Source organism: Staphylococcus sp. URHA0057 (assembly GCF_000620265.1).
Classification (GTDB): Bacteria; Bacillota; Bacilli; order Staphylococcales; family Staphylococcaceae; genus Staphylococcus; species Staphylococcus pasteuri.
This window is the reverse complement of sequence record NZ_JHVS01000001.1, coordinates 213,352-229,924: the sequence shown is the minus strand read 5'-3', so window position 1 is coordinate 229,924 and position 16,573 is coordinate 213,352. Positions and strand designations below refer to the sequence as shown.

At 30.9% G+C, this 16,573-nt stretch carries 18 protein-coding genes; 13 read left to right on the top strand and 5 right to left on the bottom strand.

The annotated features are described in order from the left end of the window. Positions 1 to 14 precede the first annotated feature (14 nt). Positions 15 to 545 (top strand): thermonuclease NucI, encoded by a 531-nt coding sequence (gene nucI, locus N524_RS0101005; protein WP_017636439.1) that lies wholly within the window; start codon positions 15 to 17, stop codon positions 543 to 545. A 74-nt stretch (positions 546 to 619) separates the two neighbouring features. Here nucI and N524_RS0101000 read toward each other — a convergent pair whose 3' ends face one another. After that, the gene (locus N524_RS0101000; protein ID WP_037555472.1) at positions 620 to 1,480 is read right to left on the bottom strand and encodes a hypothetical protein; all 861 of its coding nucleotides are present in this window, start codon (positions 1,478 to 1,480) and stop codon (positions 620 to 622) included. Between the two features lie 395 nt (positions 1,481 to 1,875). Between N524_RS0101000 and N524_RS0100995 the strand changes: the two genes are divergently transcribed. Further along, positions 1,876 to 2,469, top strand: coding sequence for a hypothetical protein (locus N524_RS0100995; RefSeq protein WP_029055411.1), 594 nt, complete (start codon positions 1,876 to 1,878; stop codon positions 2,467 to 2,469). A 60-nt stretch (positions 2,470 to 2,529) separates the two neighbouring features. Here the strand turns inward: N524_RS0100995 and N524_RS0100990 are convergent, their stop codons facing one another. Next, on the bottom strand, positions 2,530 to 3,897 hold the full coding sequence (locus N524_RS0100990; RefSeq protein ID WP_017637347.1) for an aspartate kinase: 1,368 nt from the start codon (positions 3,895 to 3,897) through the stop codon (positions 2,530 to 2,532). Positions 3,898 to 4,085: 188 nt separating this feature from the next. Here N524_RS0100990 and N524_RS0100985 point away from each other — a divergent pair, with 188 nt between their 5' ends. Genes N524_RS0100985 through N524_RS0100970 form a run of 4 tightly spaced genes read left to right on the top strand, consistent with a single transcriptional unit; the run spans position 4,086 to position 8,206 of the window. Next, entirely contained in the window at positions 4,086 to 5,366 is a 1,281-nt protein-coding gene (locus tag N524_RS0100985; RefSeq protein ID WP_029055410.1) for a homoserine dehydrogenase, read from the top strand. A gap of 5 nt (positions 5,367 to 5,371) precedes the next feature. After that, entirely contained in the window at positions 5,372 to 6,433 is a 1,062-nt protein-coding gene (gene thrC, locus N524_RS0100980) for a threonine synthase (protein ID WP_029055409.1), read from the top strand. 1 nt (position 6,434) lies between these two features. Beyond that, positions 6,435 to 7,349: a homoserine kinase gene (gene thrB, locus N524_RS0100975; RefSeq protein ID WP_029055408.1), complete on the top strand. Its 915-nt coding sequence runs from the start codon at positions 6,435 to 6,437 to the stop codon at positions 7,347 to 7,349. A 53-nt stretch (positions 7,350 to 7,402) separates the two neighbouring features. Further along, the gene (locus N524_RS0100970; RefSeq protein ID WP_029055407.1) at positions 7,403 to 8,206 is read left to right on the top strand and encodes a Cof-type HAD-IIB family hydrolase; all 804 of its coding nucleotides are present in this window, start codon (positions 7,403 to 7,405) and stop codon (positions 8,204 to 8,206) included. A gap of 111 nt (positions 8,207 to 8,317) precedes the next feature. On the opposite strand, the gene N524_RS0100965 is transcribed toward N524_RS0100970, so the two are convergent. Both N524_RS0100965 and N524_RS0100960 read right to left on the bottom strand, forming a co-directional pair. Further along, complete coding sequence (locus N524_RS0100965) at positions 8,318 to 8,632, bottom strand: hypothetical protein (RefSeq protein ID WP_029055406.1); 315 nt, start codon at positions 8,630 to 8,632, stop codon at positions 8,318 to 8,320. A gap of 197 nt (positions 8,633 to 8,829) precedes the next feature. Then, the gene (locus N524_RS0100960; RefSeq protein ID WP_029055405.1) at positions 8,830 to 10,281 is read right to left on the bottom strand and encodes an amino acid permease; all 1,452 of its coding nucleotides are present in this window, start codon (positions 10,279 to 10,281) and stop codon (positions 8,830 to 8,832) included. Between the two features lie 210 nt (positions 10,282 to 10,491). Between N524_RS0100960 and N524_RS0100955 the strand changes: the two genes are divergently transcribed. From N524_RS0100955 to N524_RS0100940, 5 genes are all read left to right on the top strand, one after another. Further along, positions 10,492 to 12,009, top strand: a complete 1,518-nt coding sequence (locus N524_RS0100955; RefSeq protein ID WP_017637354.1) for a catalase — start codon at positions 10,492 to 10,494, stop codon at positions 12,007 to 12,009. A gap of 78 nt (positions 12,010 to 12,087) precedes the next feature. After that, the gene (gene rpmG / locus N524_RS13090) at positions 12,088 to 12,237 is read left to right on the top strand and encodes a 50S ribosomal protein L33 (RefSeq protein WP_001831295.1); all 150 of its coding nucleotides are present in this window, start codon (positions 12,088 to 12,090) and stop codon (positions 12,235 to 12,237) included. A gap of 201 nt (positions 12,238 to 12,438) precedes the next feature. Continuing rightward, positions 12,439 to 12,708: a 30S ribosomal protein S14 gene (rpsN, locus tag N524_RS0100950; protein ID WP_029055404.1), complete on the top strand. Its 270-nt coding sequence runs from the start codon at positions 12,439 to 12,441 to the stop codon at positions 12,706 to 12,708. A gap of 157 nt (positions 12,709 to 12,865) precedes the next feature. Beyond that, a complete protein-coding gene (guaC, locus tag N524_RS0100945) occupies positions 12,866 to 13,843 on the top strand; it encodes a GMP reductase (RefSeq protein WP_029055403.1) in 978 nt (325 codons plus the stop codon). Between the two features lie 13 nt (positions 13,844 to 13,856). After that, positions 13,857 to 14,882, top strand: a complete 1,026-nt coding sequence (locus N524_RS0100940) for a CAP domain-containing protein (RefSeq protein WP_081772603.1) — start codon at positions 13,857 to 13,859, stop codon at positions 14,880 to 14,882. 191 nt (positions 14,883 to 15,073) lie between these two features. On the opposite strand, the gene lexA is transcribed toward N524_RS0100940, so the two are convergent. Beyond that, entirely contained in the window at positions 15,074 to 15,697 is a 624-nt protein-coding gene (gene lexA / locus N524_RS0100930) for a transcriptional repressor LexA (RefSeq protein ID WP_017637358.1), read from the bottom strand. Between the two features lie 143 nt (positions 15,698 to 15,840). On the opposite strand from lexA, the gene sosA reads away from it, so the two are divergent. Then, positions 15,841 to 16,074, top strand: a complete 234-nt coding sequence (sosA, locus tag N524_RS0100925; RefSeq protein WP_017637359.1) for a DNA damage-induced cell division inhibitor SosA — start codon at positions 15,841 to 15,843, stop codon at positions 16,072 to 16,074. A 178-nt stretch (positions 16,075 to 16,252) separates the two neighbouring features. Further along, positions 16,253 to 16,486, top strand: a complete 234-nt coding sequence (locus tag N524_RS0100920; RefSeq protein ID WP_029055401.1) for a DUF896 domain-containing protein — start codon at positions 16,253 to 16,255, stop codon at positions 16,484 to 16,486. Positions 16,487 to 16,573 lie beyond the last annotated feature (87 nt).

Here is a 16,573-nt window from a genome sequence, read left to right as displayed (position 1 = left end):
AATGGGTGACATCAATGAAATCAAAAAAATCTCTATCAACACTCGCGTTGGTAATTATAGCTATCTTTGTATTATTGTTTCAATATATTAATCATTCAGGACCATTTAGTGGTAATCAATCTGAAGTTTCTAGTACGGATTTAAAAGGAAAAGAAAAAGTTCATGTAGAAAGAGTCGTTGACGGAGATACCTTTGTCGCCAAACAAGGTAATAAAAGTATTAAAGTGAGATTAATCGGTGTAGATACACCTGAAACTGTCAAACCTAATACGCCAGTTCAACCTTATGGAAAAGAAGCGTCTAATTATAGTAAGAAAACATTATCTGATAAAGATGTATATCTAGAATATGATAAAGAAAAGAATGATAGATACGGTAGAACCTTAGCATACGTATGGTTAGATAAAGACCATATGTTTAACAAGGAGTTAGTTGATAAAGGATTAGCAAGAGAGAAATACTTTGCACCGAATGGTAAGTATAGAGATATGTTTATTAAAGCTCAAAATGAAGCTAAGAAAAAGAAAGTTAATCTTTGGAGTTAAATAGATAAAATAATAAATAAAAGACCAGTTCAAAATGATTAAATGTTTTGAACTGGTCTTTTGGTATGTCCACTTTAATTGAATTGTTCGGTAATTTGATTCACTTGATCTTCGGTCAATGGATGTTTTGATAAATGAACTGCATCTTTGATTACTTTTTCTAAAGAAGATTTTGTTGATACAGTGTCTACGTATTTATCGCTTTCTCCAGAACCTTCGATAATATTTACTGATCCATCGTTAAAGTAGATGACACCAATACTTTGAATCTTAAAGTTAAATTGTCCTTCAATTTGGTCTTTAAGCGCTTTAGCGTTATTAGCAGCTTGTTGATATGGATCATAATCATAAAATTCAAAAATAACACGGTTATCTTGAAGGGTTTCGATAAATGTATATACGCCTTCACGAGTTGTATTAAATTGTTCATGATATTGTTCACTAATGTAATGACCTACTATTTTGTCTCTATCTAAAGGTTGTTGATCCTTATCGATATGTTTATCTGGAACATCGAAATGATAGAACGTTTTTTGGTTCCAATGTTTAACATCGACATTGATTAAACCAACGTCTGTTACAATAATGAAATCGAAAGATCTCACATATTCAAATAAAGGATGTTTTGTTGCCAAATTACTTGTAGTAATGATGTTATAGAATTTTAGTTGATCATCCTCGATAAATTTGTCCAAAATACCTCTTAAATCACGTTTAGCATTTTTTAAAGCGTGAGGACTAATGTCTTTGTTAGTACTAAGCATTTGATTTTTTAAAGAAAGATTTTCTTCACTTAAAGCTGAATTTTTTGCAACGATTTGATTTTTAGCGTATTCTTCTGTTTCAACTCTACTTTTTAAATACTGTTGATTCAAGAAAAATACAATAATCAAAACAATGATGATAATTATTAGAATTATCGATAATGTTGACATAATTTTCACCCGAATCTCTTTAATTTTTAAATAAAAAATACAAATGAATGATTACGATAAATATATTTAATTTTAAAGTAACGCAAACATAAATATTATCGTAATTACACACTTGATAACACAATATAAATTATAAACTTCCGGTTAATGATGTTCAATCTATAGCAGGTGAAATTAAGAATATTGTATGAACTTTTAATCTAAAACTTCCTATAATTTAATATGATGGGTGTAATATTTTACGACACTCAATTAAAACTGTGGATATAATAAAATTTTATAGCATTAAATATAGATTTTACTAATTGTTCACAAATAACCAATTGAAAAATTTTAAGTATATAGGTATAATCAATCTTATGAAAGCGTTTACTAAGAAGGTGGTGTGCTTATACATGGAAGAACATTTAAACACTAAAACATTAGTTGAAGAATTAATTCAAACTTCATCTCAATCATTCAAATTTCATGGTGTAGTTGCCATGCAATTGTTTTTAAGTGATGATTTTGAACTACCTTCAAAAGTAGATATTTGTGTAGAACGTAAAAAATTAATAGAAATTGTAAAAGCAATTCCTAAGACATTCACAGTTTGTTTATATAATAAAGCAGGGGAATGTTTTAAAAATCGTAACATAGCTTTAAAGGATATTACCCATGTAAATGTATATGATGACCAACAACATATCATGGAAATTTTTGTTTATGATGTTGTAAATGATGAATGGGTATTTAGATTAGATAATAAAATTCGTTTACCAAAGGATAATATATATTTCCACTCATTAAATAATGGTGTGGATTATATTAAACCCGAAATTGTTCTAATGTATGATTTATTAGACAATCAAAATTACCATCAATTTTCAAACTATAAACGAGTGATTGATTCATTAAGTTATTACCAATTCTTTATTCTCAAACTTGTAGTAGGCGAGAAAAGGATAAAAGAGGCAATTATTAATAATAAAAAGATATTAGAATCATAAAAAGCAACTTTCTATTTGGAATCTTATCCATTCCATAATAGAAAGTTGCTTTATTTTTAGCTATTCTTTAATACACACGCCATGGTAACAGAATTCATAAGTTGATCTAACCGCTTTTTCTGCATCTTCCACTTTAATTCCAAACATCATAGATATTTCTGAAGCACCTTGGTTTATCATTTTTAAATTAATATTAGATTCAGCTAGAGCATGTGTAATCTTGCTAGCTGTACCTACAACTCTGTTCATACCCTCTCCAACAATCATAAGGATAGCTAGATCATGGTCGATACTTAATTCATCGACATCACAATGTTTTTGAATATCGTTTAATACCCGACTTTCAATATTTTTAATTTGATTGGAACGCATAACTATACTGATATTATCAATTCCAGAAGGCATATGATCGAATGAAATATTGTAATCTTCAAATACACCTAGAACCTTTCTAGTAAAACCTACTTGTCTATTCATTAAATATTTTTTGATATTGATTACTGTAAAGTCCTTATCACAACTAATACCACTAATGACATTTTTAGAATTAATTTCTCGGTCATGTAATATATATGTCCCTTTATCTTCTGGTCGATTAGTATTTTTTATAACTACAGGAATACGATCTTTATGTAATGGTTGAAGCGCTTCATCATGAAATACACTGAAACCAGCATAAGATAACTCACGCATTTCTCTATAAGTAATTTCTTCAATAATTTCAGGATCTTTGATGATATTTGGGTTAGCTTTATAAATACCAGAAACATCAGTAAAGTTCTCATAAAGTGAGGCTCTAACACCACGTGCAATAATAGCGCCGGTTATGTCTGAACCACCTCTTGGGAAAGTAACTATAAAATTATGTTTTGAAACGCCAAAGAAGCCAGGAATAATTAATTTTTCCTTATAGTCATTTAATTTATAAATCTGTTCATATGAAGAATCCAATATTTGAGCTTGTTTTGGTAAATCTGTTACCCAAATACCTGCTTCTTTAGGTGAAATATACCTTGTTGGGATACCTTGACTATTATTATATGTGGCAATGAGTTGAGCGTTAAAGTCTTCACCACATGACACAATCGCATCGTATAGTCGAGAGGGTTTATCTTTAAGTTCATGAATATAATGTTCAAGAGTATGATCGATTGTATCGAGAATATCACGATCCATATCGAGCTCATCAACGATATCAGCGTATCTTTGAATAATTTCTTGTTTTTTATGTTGATAATCAATGTTATTTATCGCTTTTTCATACAAGCGAATTAATAAATCTGTCGTTTTAATATCGTTTTTTGATCTTTTACCTGGTGCAGAAACGATAATAATTTTTCTTTCTGGATCTTCATTAACTATCTTTAATACTTTTTTAATTTGTTTGGCGTTGGAAACAGAACTGCCTCCAAATTTAGCTACTTTCATAAATAAAACAACCTTTCTAAAAAATCAGAAAATTTCATTCAGTTTTTGTCTAGAGAATGGTAATATAAAATTATATTTCTATTATTGCGAACTTTACAAAAATTAAGAATAATTCTATACTATACCATCATATAGTATTTTTCAACGATACATTTGTTTTTCTCAAGTGAACAAGGAGGTACAGCTAAATGAAAGAATTAAATATAGCATTACTTGGTTTAGGTACGGTCGGATCAGGTGTTGTTAAAATTATCGAAGAGAATAGGCAACAAATTAAGGATACACTTAATAAAGATATTGTTATCAAACATATACTTGTTAGGGATAAGTCAAAAAAGCGACCGCTAAATATTAGCCAATATCACTTAACTGACGATGTTAATGAAATTTTAGAAGATGATTCTATTGATATTGTCGTTGAAGTAATGGGTGGTATCGAACCAACAGTTGATTGGCTTCGTACTGCATTGAAAAATAAGAAGCATGTTATTACGGCAAATAAAGATTTATTGGCTGTACATTTAAAATTGTTGGAAGATTTAGCCGAAACTAATGGCGTTGCATTAAAATTCGAAGCAAGTGTAGCAGGTGGAATTCCGATTGTGAATGCAATCAATAATGGATTAAATGCTAATAACATTTCAAAATTTATGGGTATTCTGAATGGAACATCAAACTTTATTCTTTCAAAAATGACTCAAGACCAAACATCATTTGAAGATGCTCTTGAAGAAGCAAAGCGTCTCGGTTTTGCAGAAGCGGATCCTACTGATGACGTTGATGGTATTGATGCCGCTAGAAAAGTTGTTATTACATCTTATTTATCATTTAATCAGGTAATTAAGTTAAATGAGGTTAAATTAAAAGGTATTAGAGAAACAACATTATCTGATATTAATGCAACTAAATCTTTAGGATATAAAATCAAATTAATTGGTAAAGGTACATATAGTAATGGAAAGGTTAATGCATCAGTCGAACCGACGTTAATCGATGAAAATCATCAACTTGCTGCAGTTGAAAATGAATATAATGCAATATACGTTATCGGTGATGCTGTAGGGGACACAATGTTTTATGGTAAAGGTGCAGGAAGTTTAGCTACAGGTAGCGCAGTTGTTAGTGATTTACTAAATGTAGCATTATTCTTTGAGTCGAATTTACATACACTACCGCCTCATTTTGAATTGAAAACAGAAGAAACTAGAGAAATGATGGATAATGATAAAGCAGTGTTAAAACAAGAAAAACTTAACTTCTATGTTGTTCTTAAAGCACAACACAATTCTGAAGAAAAGTTAGAAAATGAACTCAAAGCACATTTACCGTTCCATAAATCATTGAAAATAACTAAAAGAGACGGAGATACATTTGCAACGGTTATTATAGGGTTAGATCAATCACCAGAACAACTATTAAATGACGCAGGATTTGAAGTAAGTAAAATTTATCCTGTAGAAGGGGTTTAATTTTTATGAAAAGATGGCAAGGATTAGTTAAAGAATTCGATACGTATTTACCGGTAAATGAAAACACACCTCATTTAACATTGAACGAAGGAAACACACCTTTAATTTATTGTGAAAACATGTCTGAAATGTTAGGTATAGAATTATATGTAAAATATGAAGGTGCAAATCCTACTGGTTCTTTTAAAGATAGAGGAATGGTAATGGCTGTAACTAAAGCCAAAGAACAAGGTAAAAAAATCGTGATTTGTGCTTCAACAGGTAATACATCTGCATCTGCAGCGGCTTATGCAGCAAGAGCTGGTTTAAAAGCAATTGTTGTAATTCCAGAAGGTAAAATTGCTTTAGGGAAATTATCTCAAGCTGTTATGTATGGTGCAGAAATTGTTTCTATAGAAGGCAACTTTGATGAAGCCTTAGAAATTGTTAAAGAAATCGCTAAAAATGGAGATATTGAACTAGTTAATTCTGTGAATCCATTCAGAATTGAAGGTCAAAAAACAGGTGCCTTTGAATTAGTAGAACAATTAGACGGTCAAGCACCAGATATTTTAGCCATTCCAGTAGGTAATGCAGGAAATATTACAGCTTATTGGAAAGGTTTCAAAGAATATCATGAAAAAAAGGGCAGTCAACTTCCACAATTATTTGGTTTCCAAGCTGAAGGTGCATCACCAATTGTTCAGAATAAAGTGATTAAAAATCCAGAAACAGTAGCGACTGCCATTCGTATCGGTAACCCTGCTAGTTGGGATAAAGCAACAAATGCATTACAAGAATCTCAAGGTTTAATTGACAGCGTTACAGATGAAGAGATATTAGAGGCATATCAAATGATGACTTCTAAAGAAGGTGTGTTTAGTGAACCAGCAAGTAATGCATCTATAGCTGGACTTATTAAACTTCACCGTGCAGGACGTTTGCCTAAAGGTAAAAAAGTAGTCGCTGTTCTAACTGGAAATGGATTAAAAGATCCTGATACTGCCATTTCTTTATTAGATAATCCTATTCAACCACTTCCAAACGATAAAGAAAGTATCATTAAATATATTAAAGGGGCACTTTAAAATGGAAGCAATATTAAAGTTGAAAATTCCCGCTTCAACAGCAAATTTAGGCGTTGGTTTTGACTCAATTGGTATGGCTTTAGATAAGTATCTGTATATGGATATAAAAGAGATTCAAGGTGATCAATGGGAATTTAACTACTTTAATGAAGAATTAGAGACTTTACCTAAAGATAATTCAAATTACATCTATAAAGTTGCACAATTAGTTGCTAAAAAATATCAAGTTGAATTGCCAGCTTTAAATATTGATATGAGAAGTGATATACCTTTAGCAAGAGGTTTAGGTTCTTCAGCTTCAGCATTAGTAGGTGCGCTATATATTGCTAATCATTTTGGTAATATTCAACTATCACAATATGAATTACTTCAATTAGCGACTGAAATAGAAGGTCATCCTGATAATGTTGCGCCTACAATTTATGGAGGTTTAATATCTGGTTATTACAACTCAGAATCAAAAGTAACGGATGTTGCTCGAATAGATGTACCTAAGGTAGATGTTATATTAACGATTCCTCCTTATGAACTTAAAACTGAAGAATCACGTAAGGCATTACCAGATACATTTTCCCATGCTAATGCTGTCAAAAATAGCGCGATAAGTAATACAATGATTTGTGCATTGATACAACATAAATATGAATTAGCTGGAAAAATGATGGAACAAGATGGTTTTCATGAACCATATAGACAGCATTTAATTCCAGAATTTGAAAAGATTAGAAATATTTCTAAAGCACACCATGCATATGCAACCGTAATAAGTGGAGCTGGACCGACTGTACTAACTTTGAGCCCTAGGGAACATAGTGGTGAAATAGTAAGAACGTTAAAGAATGAAATGTCGCATTGTATTTCAGAATTAGTAACGATAAATGAGGTTGGTGTAATTGAAGAAGTAGTGTACCAATAAGCTCGTTTTGATGTAAAATATAGATAAGTCATTGAAAGGAGATTCGGAATAATATGAGCAAATATAAAGTAGTTGTTATGGATATGGATGACACACTAATGAATAGTGAGAATAAGGTATCTCCAGAAACACAATCTTATCTTATCGACATTCAAGACAAAGGTTACAAAGTTGTATTAGCTTCCGGACGACCAACAGAAGGTATGATTCCCGTTGCGAGAACTTTAAAATTAAATGAACATGAAAGTTATATTATTAGTTATAATGGCGGTAAAACAATTAACATGATTTCTGAAAAGGTAGAAGTAAGTAAAACCGTTTCGAAAGAGAACTTCGATGAAATTGTCGATTACTGTAGAGAAAAAGGGTTTTTAGTATTAACTTATGATGATGGACATATTATTTATGATGGTGAACATGAATATATGAATATTGAATCTGAACTTACTGGACTGCCTATGAAACGTGTTGATGATATTAAATCATATATTACACATGGTGTACCAAAAGTAATGGGTGTTGATTATGTTGGTAATATTACTGAAGCACGTATTGATTTAAATGGTTATTTCAATGAAGAAATTGACGTTACGACTAGTAAACCATTCTTCTTAGAATTTATGGCAAGAGACGTTTCAAAAGGAAACGCAATTACTGCTTTATGTGAAAAATTAGATATACCACTTGAGGAAGTTATCGCATTTGGCGACAGTCTAAATGACCAATCTATGTTAGATGTTGTAGGATATGCTGTTGCAATGGGTAATGCAAGTGACGAGTTAAAAGAAAAAGCGGATGAAGTCACATTAGATAATGATTCGAATGGTATACCACATACTCTAAAAAAACTACTATAATGTAAATAAATAGACTTAGGTATTTTTAAGGATAATTAAATAGCGTTAAATAATGAATGCTATAAACCTAATCCAAGTAAAGATACCTAAGTCTATTTTTGTCTATTGAATTTATTTAGCTGTGTGAGTCCAATCTTTTTTTCCTCTATAGCGCTTAACATGTGCATAAACTTGATCTGCTGCATAGTCAAGGTTAGTATATACAGTTATAGTAAAAGCTGATTGGTTATCTTGAAATTTTTCCTCTAAATATACTTCTTTAAGATGTGTGAATAAGTTACTCATTTGGTCATGATTTAAACTTGGGTATTCTCTTAATGTATTTTTTACTAATTGACCATTCTTTTCCTCTAAAGCTTGTACAACAATTACAAAACGTTCATCATTTTTAATCACATCATCGAACAAATTTGTTTGACCAATCATTTTAACCACCTCTAAGCCTTATTTCTTAATTTTATTATACATGATTACGAGCGCTCAGAAAATAAAGATTAACTAGGAATTAATTGTAATTTATTGATTATTGTATAGAAAATTTAAATAAAAATACCTTCCAATTAAAAACCTATAAATCGGCTTGAATTGAAAGGTATAAAATATTTAAACTATAGATATATTAACTATTCATTTTTAAAGATATGAGAACTTAAATCCATATTTTCAAGTTTTACAAATTTAGTTTTCTTAATGAGTTTATGGACAATGAAAATAATTGCCAAAATAATGAGTGGTGTAAAGTTTCGAATAACACTTACCCAATCTCCTGAAACAATACTTCCAAATGAACTACCAAATAATAAAAATAGTAAAGTTGCTATAACTATAATTGGGCCAAATGGATAAAATGGAGCTTTATAAGGTAACAACTCATTAATGTTTTTACCTTGCTTTTTAATTGCACTGCGTACTCTAATTTGTGCCCAGATACTTGATCCCCAAACGACGATGACCATTGAGCCAATAATATTTAATAAATTGAATACCGCATTCGAATTAAAATTAGCATATATAACTACTGCTACAACTAAAATATAAGTAGTTAAAATGGCTCTAATTGGTAATTTCGTTGTTTTATTTAATGTTTTAAAGAATTGAGGTGCTTGTTTATCTACACTTAACGAATAAAGCATTCGACTTGTAGTATAAATACCTGAATTTGCTGCTGATAGTAGTGACGTTAGTATTACAGCATTAATAACTGAAGCTGCAAAGGCGATACCAATTTTATCAAATACAATCGTAAATGGACTTTGTGTTACAGATTGGCTTTCGTTTAATAGCAATGGATCAGTATATGGGATTATAGCGGCAATAACTGCTATAGATAATACATAGAATAATAAAATTCTCCAAAATACTTGCTTAATTGCTTTAGGCATGGATTTACTAGGATCACTAGATTCTCCAGCAGTAACTGCGACCACTTCAGTCCCACCAACAGAAAAGCCAGCAACTAATAAAACACTTAAAATACCAGAAATACCACCAACAAAAGGTGCTTGTCCTTTAGTATAATTTTCAAAGCCATATGTATGGCCACCTAAAATACCAAAAATCATTAATAATCCCAATATAATAAATACAATAATAGTAACTACTTTGATGAGAGATAACCAAAATTCAGTTTCACCAAAAGCTTTTACTGAAAAGATATTTAAAAGTAAGAGTAGCGTTATAAAAATTAGGCTCCAAGTTAATGGGCTAAAGAAATTGAAAACATCCCAAAATTTTAAAACATTAGAAGCTACAATAACATCTACACTAGTTACGAGTGTCCACATTCCCCAGTATAACCATCCCATGGTAAAACCTAGTGACGGATCAATAAATCTAGATGAATAAGAACTAAAAGAACCAGATACCGGGTAGAAGGTAGCTAATTCTCCAATTGATGACATTAAGAAATAAAGCATAATCCCAATTAATAAGTAGGCTAGTATAGCACCACCAGGTCCTGCTTCAGAAATGACACTACCAGTAGCGACGAATAATCCTGTTCCAATGGCGCCACCGATAGCAATCATGGTTATGTGTCTGGAGGTTAAACCTCTTTTCATATTATTATCTTCCATATACTGTCTCCCATCTATTTTAAATATATCCATCATTTTAAGTCTTTTGAACCTAGTATTCAATACTAATTAGCACTTTAAAGTGAAAAAACAACAAATTTTCTGATAATTCTAAATAAAATGAGTAGTTTTAGTTTCTTTTTTTGAGGGAATACTTTATAATAGATATTAAATTATAATTATTCTAATTTATGTGGAGGGGATATACACATGTCCAAACAAGATGGAAAATTAACAGGTTTATTTGGAGCACCTGTATCAGATAGAGAAAATAGCATGACAGCTGGCCCACGTGGACCATTAATGATGCAAGATATATACTTTTTAGAACAAATGTCTCACTTTGATCGTGAAGTTATTCCAGAAAGACGTATGCATGCAAAAGGATCAGGCGCATTTGGTACTTTTACTGTAACGAATGATATTACTAAATACACAAGTGCTAAAATCTTCTCAGAAGTAGGTAAACAAACTGAAATGTTCGCAAGATTTTCTACAGTTTCAGGAGAAAGAGGCGCAGCAGATGCTGAACGTGATATTCGTGGATTTGCTTTAAAATTCTACACTGAAGAAGGTAACTGGGATCTAGTAGGGAACAATACACCTGTATTCTTCTTTAGAGATCCTAAATTATTTGTAAGTTTAAACAGAGCAGTTAAAAGAGATCCTAGAACAAATATGAGAAGTGCACAAAATAACTGGGACTTTTGGACAGGATTACCTGAATCATTACATCAAGTTACAATTTTAATGTCTGATAGAGGTATTCCAAAAGATTTACGTCATATGCATGGTTTCGGTTCTCATACTTATTCAATGTATAACGATAAAGGCGAACGTGTATGGGTTAAATATCACTTCAGAAGTCAACAAGGTATTGAAAACTTATCTGATGATGAAGCGGCTAACATAATTGCTACAGATCGTGATTCATCTCAACGTGATTTATTTAATGCCATTGAAAATGGAGACTATCCAAAATGGAAAATGTATATCCAAGTGATGACTGAAGAACAAGCTAAAAATCATAAAGATAATCCATTCGATTTAACTAAAGTTTGGTACCACGGCGATTATCCTTTAATCGAAGTTGGAGAATTTGAACTTAACCGTAATCCTAATAACTATTTCCAAGATGTAGAACAAGCTGCATTTGCGCCAACTAACATTGTACCTGGTTTAGACTTCTCACCAGATAAAATGTTACAAGGACGTTTATTCTCTTATGGAGATGCTCAACGCTATAGATTAGGCGTAAACCATTGGCAAATTCCTGTTAACCAACCTAAAGGTGTAGGCATTGAAAACTTATGTCCATTTAGTCGTGACGGTCAGATGCGTATTTTAGACGATAACCAAGGTGGAGGACCTCACTATTATCCAAATAATCAAGGCGTATATGATTCTCAACCAGAATTCAAAAAACCAGCTTTCCCTGTAGATGGTGATGGTTACGAATATAATCAAAGACAAGATGATGATAATTACTTCGAACAACCTGGTAAATTATTTAGATTACAATCTGATGAAGCGAAAGAACGTATTTTTACAAATACAGCGAACGCTATGGATGGTGTTACTGAAGATGTAAAACGTCGTCATATCCGTCATTGTTATAAAGCTGATCCTGATTATGGTAAAGGTGTAGCGAAAGCATTAGGTATTGATATTAATACAGTTGATTTAGAAGGCGAACAAGACGAAACTTACGAAAATTTTAATAAATAAAATTGAAGATTGCGCACATAACAAATTTATGATAAAATTTTAAATCGTAAGTATTCCTAATTAGAAAGGGTGTTTAACGTGCGCGTAAATATCACATTAGCATGCACAGAGTGTGGCGATCGTAACTATATCACTACAAAAAATAAAAGAAATAATCCTGAGCGTATTGAAATGAAAAAATACTGCCCTAGATTAAATAAATATACGTTACATCGTGAAACTAAATAAATCTTATCTTTCAAATACGACAATTTGAAATGGCTTAAGAGACCTTTTTCATTGGGAAAAGGTCTCTTTTTTTTCTACAAGAAAATGTCATTTTAAAAAATAAATATGTTTGTTATAGAACTTTTAGATTTGCAAATTGAGAAAATCGTGCTAATATATAAAACGTAATTATTACGATTTATAAAAAGAGAGGTAATGGAAATGGCTAAAAAATCTAAGATTGCAAAAGAACAAAAAAGACAAGAACTTGTAGATAAATATTTTGAATTAAGAAAAGAATTGAAAGCTAAAGGTGATTATGAAGCATTAAAAAAATTACCACGTGATTCATCACCAACACGTTTAACTCGCAAATGTAAAGTGACAGGAAGACCAAGAGGCGTATTACGTAAATTTGAAATGTCACGAATTGCTTTTAGAGAACACGCACATAAAGGTCAAATACCAGGTGTTAAAAAATCTAGTTGGTAAAACTAGTCCTAAAGTCCATTTACAAGAACAATAAAACAATGTACAGTTAATAAGGATAATGAATTTCTGAATAAAACAACTGATAAAACTATGATTATTCGGATTTTAGCTATTTATCCTAATATTATTGTTTTTAAAAAGGGGCTATTTAATTAATATGAAAATATTTGATTATGAAGACATACAACTAATACCAAACAAATGTATTGTTGAAAGTAGATCAGAATGCGATACATCGATAAAATTTGGTCCTCGTACCTTTAAACTTCCAGTAGTACCAGCTAATATGCAAACAGTAATGAATGAAGAATTAGCTCAATGGTTTGCTGAAAATGATTATTTTTATATCATGCACCGTTTTAATGAAGCAGCTAGAATTCCGTTTATCAATAAAATGCAACAAAATAATCTATTTGCATCCATATCAGTTGGCGTAAAGAAATCAGAATTTGACTTTATTGAGCAGTTATCAAATGAAAATTTAACACCCGAGTATATTACTATTGATATCGCTCATGGTCATTCAGACTCAGTAATTAATATGATTAAACATATCAAAACAAAACTACCTAATTCTTTTGTTATAGCAGGAAACGTAGGAACACCTGAAGGCGTAAGAGAATTAGAAAATGCTGGTGCTGATGCTACAAAAGTTGGTATCGGTCCGGGACGTGTATGTATTACAAAAATAAAAACTGGATTTGGTACAGGTGGTTGGCAATTATCTGCACTTAATTTATGTAGTAAAGCAGCTAGAAAACCTATCATAGCAGATGGCGGATTACGTACACACGGTGATATCGCTAAGTCTATTCGATTTGGTGCTTCTATGGTAATGATAGGATCACTATTTGCAGCACATGAAGAATCTCCTGGAGAAACTGTTGAATTAGAAGGTAAGCGATATAAAGAATATTTTGGTAGTGCGTCAGAATTCCAAAAAGGTGAACATAAAAATGTTGAAGGTAAAAAAATGTTTGTTGAACATAAAGGTTCATTAAAAGACACTTTAAAAGAGATGCAACAAGATTTACAAAGTTCTATTTCTTATGCAGGTGGCAAAGATTTGAAATCTCTTCGAACAGTGGATTATGTCATTGTTAGAAATTCAATTTTTAATGGGGATAGAGATTAATATCATACGGTAGGTGGCTAAAATTAAAAGATTTCTAGTATTTTTTATATTCTTCTTGTGTCTCGTTATTTTCTTACCATTAAATGAGTTCAAATTTACAGAGCATTTACAACAAGAAGTTAGAGAGCAAGTTGATCAATGGGCATATGGTAATTCGAATGAAGAAGACTTAAGCTTAGATGTTCCTGACAAACAAGAATTTGCGATTAATAATATTCAAATGAATATGACAAAAAAAGACGTTGAGGATAAATTAGGTAAAGAAAAACGCATAACTTCCAATGAATACGGTACACATTGGTATACGTATTATGATAATGATTATAATCAATTCATAATGATTAGTTATATTAAAAATCGTGTCAATGGCATGTATACGAATCAAAATTTAATATCTTCACAGTCTAAAATTAAATATGCTACACCTAAAAAGGCAGTTCGAGATCGTTTAGGTAAACCTATAGAAGAAATAAGTAAAGGTAACAAACGTTTTGAAGTTAAAAATGACGAGTACGATATTTTCCATAAAAATCACATTTACACAACAGTATTTTACGATAAACATGAAAAAAATGGCGTAACAGCTTTATATCAAGTGAGTGAAGCTATGGAAAATAGATTACAAGAACAATATGGTGCACCTTCCAAATCATTAGAAAAGAGTTTTGAATTACAAAATTTTGACATCGTAAATGCTGAACGTAAACAACATCAATTACCAACTTTAAAATATTCAGCTTCAGTTTCTAATACTGCTAGAAAGCATAGTCAAGATATGGCGGACAATAACTACTTTGATCATACAGATTTAAAAGGGAAATCACCTTTTGATCGTTTGAAAGATGATCATCATGATTTTAGTTATGCTGGTGAAAATTTAGCGTATGGACAACAAAGTAGTATATTTGCACATGAAGGATTAATGAATTCATTAGGTCATCGAAAAAATATTTTAAATGATAGCTTTTCTACTTTAGGCGTAGGTGTTGATTTTAATGATCGTCGACAACCGTATTGGACAGAAAATTATACTGGTTAATCGTTTAGAGTTAATCATCTTTGGGTAATAATTAGTTGTAAGGAAGTAGATAGAATGTCAACTAAATCAAAACAACAACCTGATATCTTAGATAAAGTAAAAGAAGTTTTAAAAAAGAATCAAAATAAAAAGGATTAGGCAATCGCCTAATCCTTTTATTATTTATAGGGGGTTATGAGCATAAAATATGATTACATTTCTCTATATAAACCGATAACTTTACCAACTACTATGACATTGTCTAAATAAATTGGATCCATTGTGCTATTTTCAGGTTGCAATCTATAACGATTTTTTTCTTTGTAGAATCGTTTAACTGTAGCCTCATCATCTTCTGTCATAGCAACAATAATATCTCCATTTTCAGCAATTGTTTGACTACGAACAATTACTTTATCTCCATCTAGAATACCTGCTTCAATCATACTATCACCTACAACATTTAATATGAAAATATCACTGTTATGTGTAGATGTTAAATGTTCGGGTAGTGGGAAATACTCTTCAATATTTTCGACTGCTGTAATTGGAATTCCGGCCGTTACTTTACCTATAACAGGAACGTGAATCGTTTCTTCCATATTAATATTGTCGCCTAATTGTTCGCTAACAATTTCAATTGCTCTTGGTTTAGTAGGGTCTCGTCTAATGTAACCTTTTTCTTCTAATCTTGATAAATGACCATGAACAGTCGAACTCGAAGCTAATCCTACAGCCTCTCCGATTTCTCGAACACTCGGTGGATACCCTTTTGATTGAACAATATGTTTAATGTAATCATATATTTCACTTTGTCTTTTCGTTAACTCTCTCATATATAGGCACTCCCTAATTTTATTTGATTATATTATAGCATCTACATAAACAAAAAACAAACGTTTGTTCGTTAAAGTGTTGACATGGAACATCTGTTCTGTTAAATTAATAATACAAACAAACGTTCTAGGAGTGAGATGCAATGTTAACAAAACAAACAAAAACATTTTTAACTTATATATCAGTATTTTTAATATCTTGTCTTATTTTTCTAGTATTTTTCTTAAGTGTTAACCAAAATGAGCATTCAGAACAAACGTACGAAATGACAGACCATGAAATACATCAAAACGTTAATCATAATACTAATCAATCTTTAAATAAACAAGATGATAGCGAACAAAATTCAGGATCAGTGTTCGCATCAATTAACTAATATCATATTTAATAGTTTATGTGAGCGTAACGATTTGGTTACGCTCCTTTTTTTGTTATATTTTACAAAAGGTATATACACAGAGTAAATCCATTTTACTTATTGAAATAATTTGTAGTAGGTTATTTTCTAACAAATTATCAATTTAAACGATTAACAAACGAAAGTAGGAGCTAAAATGTCTAATAATTTAAATATTGATAGAATTAATGAATTAGCTAAAAAGAAAAAAGAAAAAGGTTTGACCAATGAAGAAGCAAAAGAACAATCTAAATTAAGAAAACAGTATCTTGATTCATTTAGAAAAGGGTTCAAACAACAACTTGAAAGTACTAAGGTCATTGATCCTGAGGGAAATGATGTTACTCCTGAGAAATTAAAACAAATTCAACGACAAAATAAAGAAAAATAGAATGCTAATTACTGAATTTTAAATATAGATTAATATGGAAAATTAAAAATTTTTCAGATTTTTCTTTATGAATTTATATTAAAATAA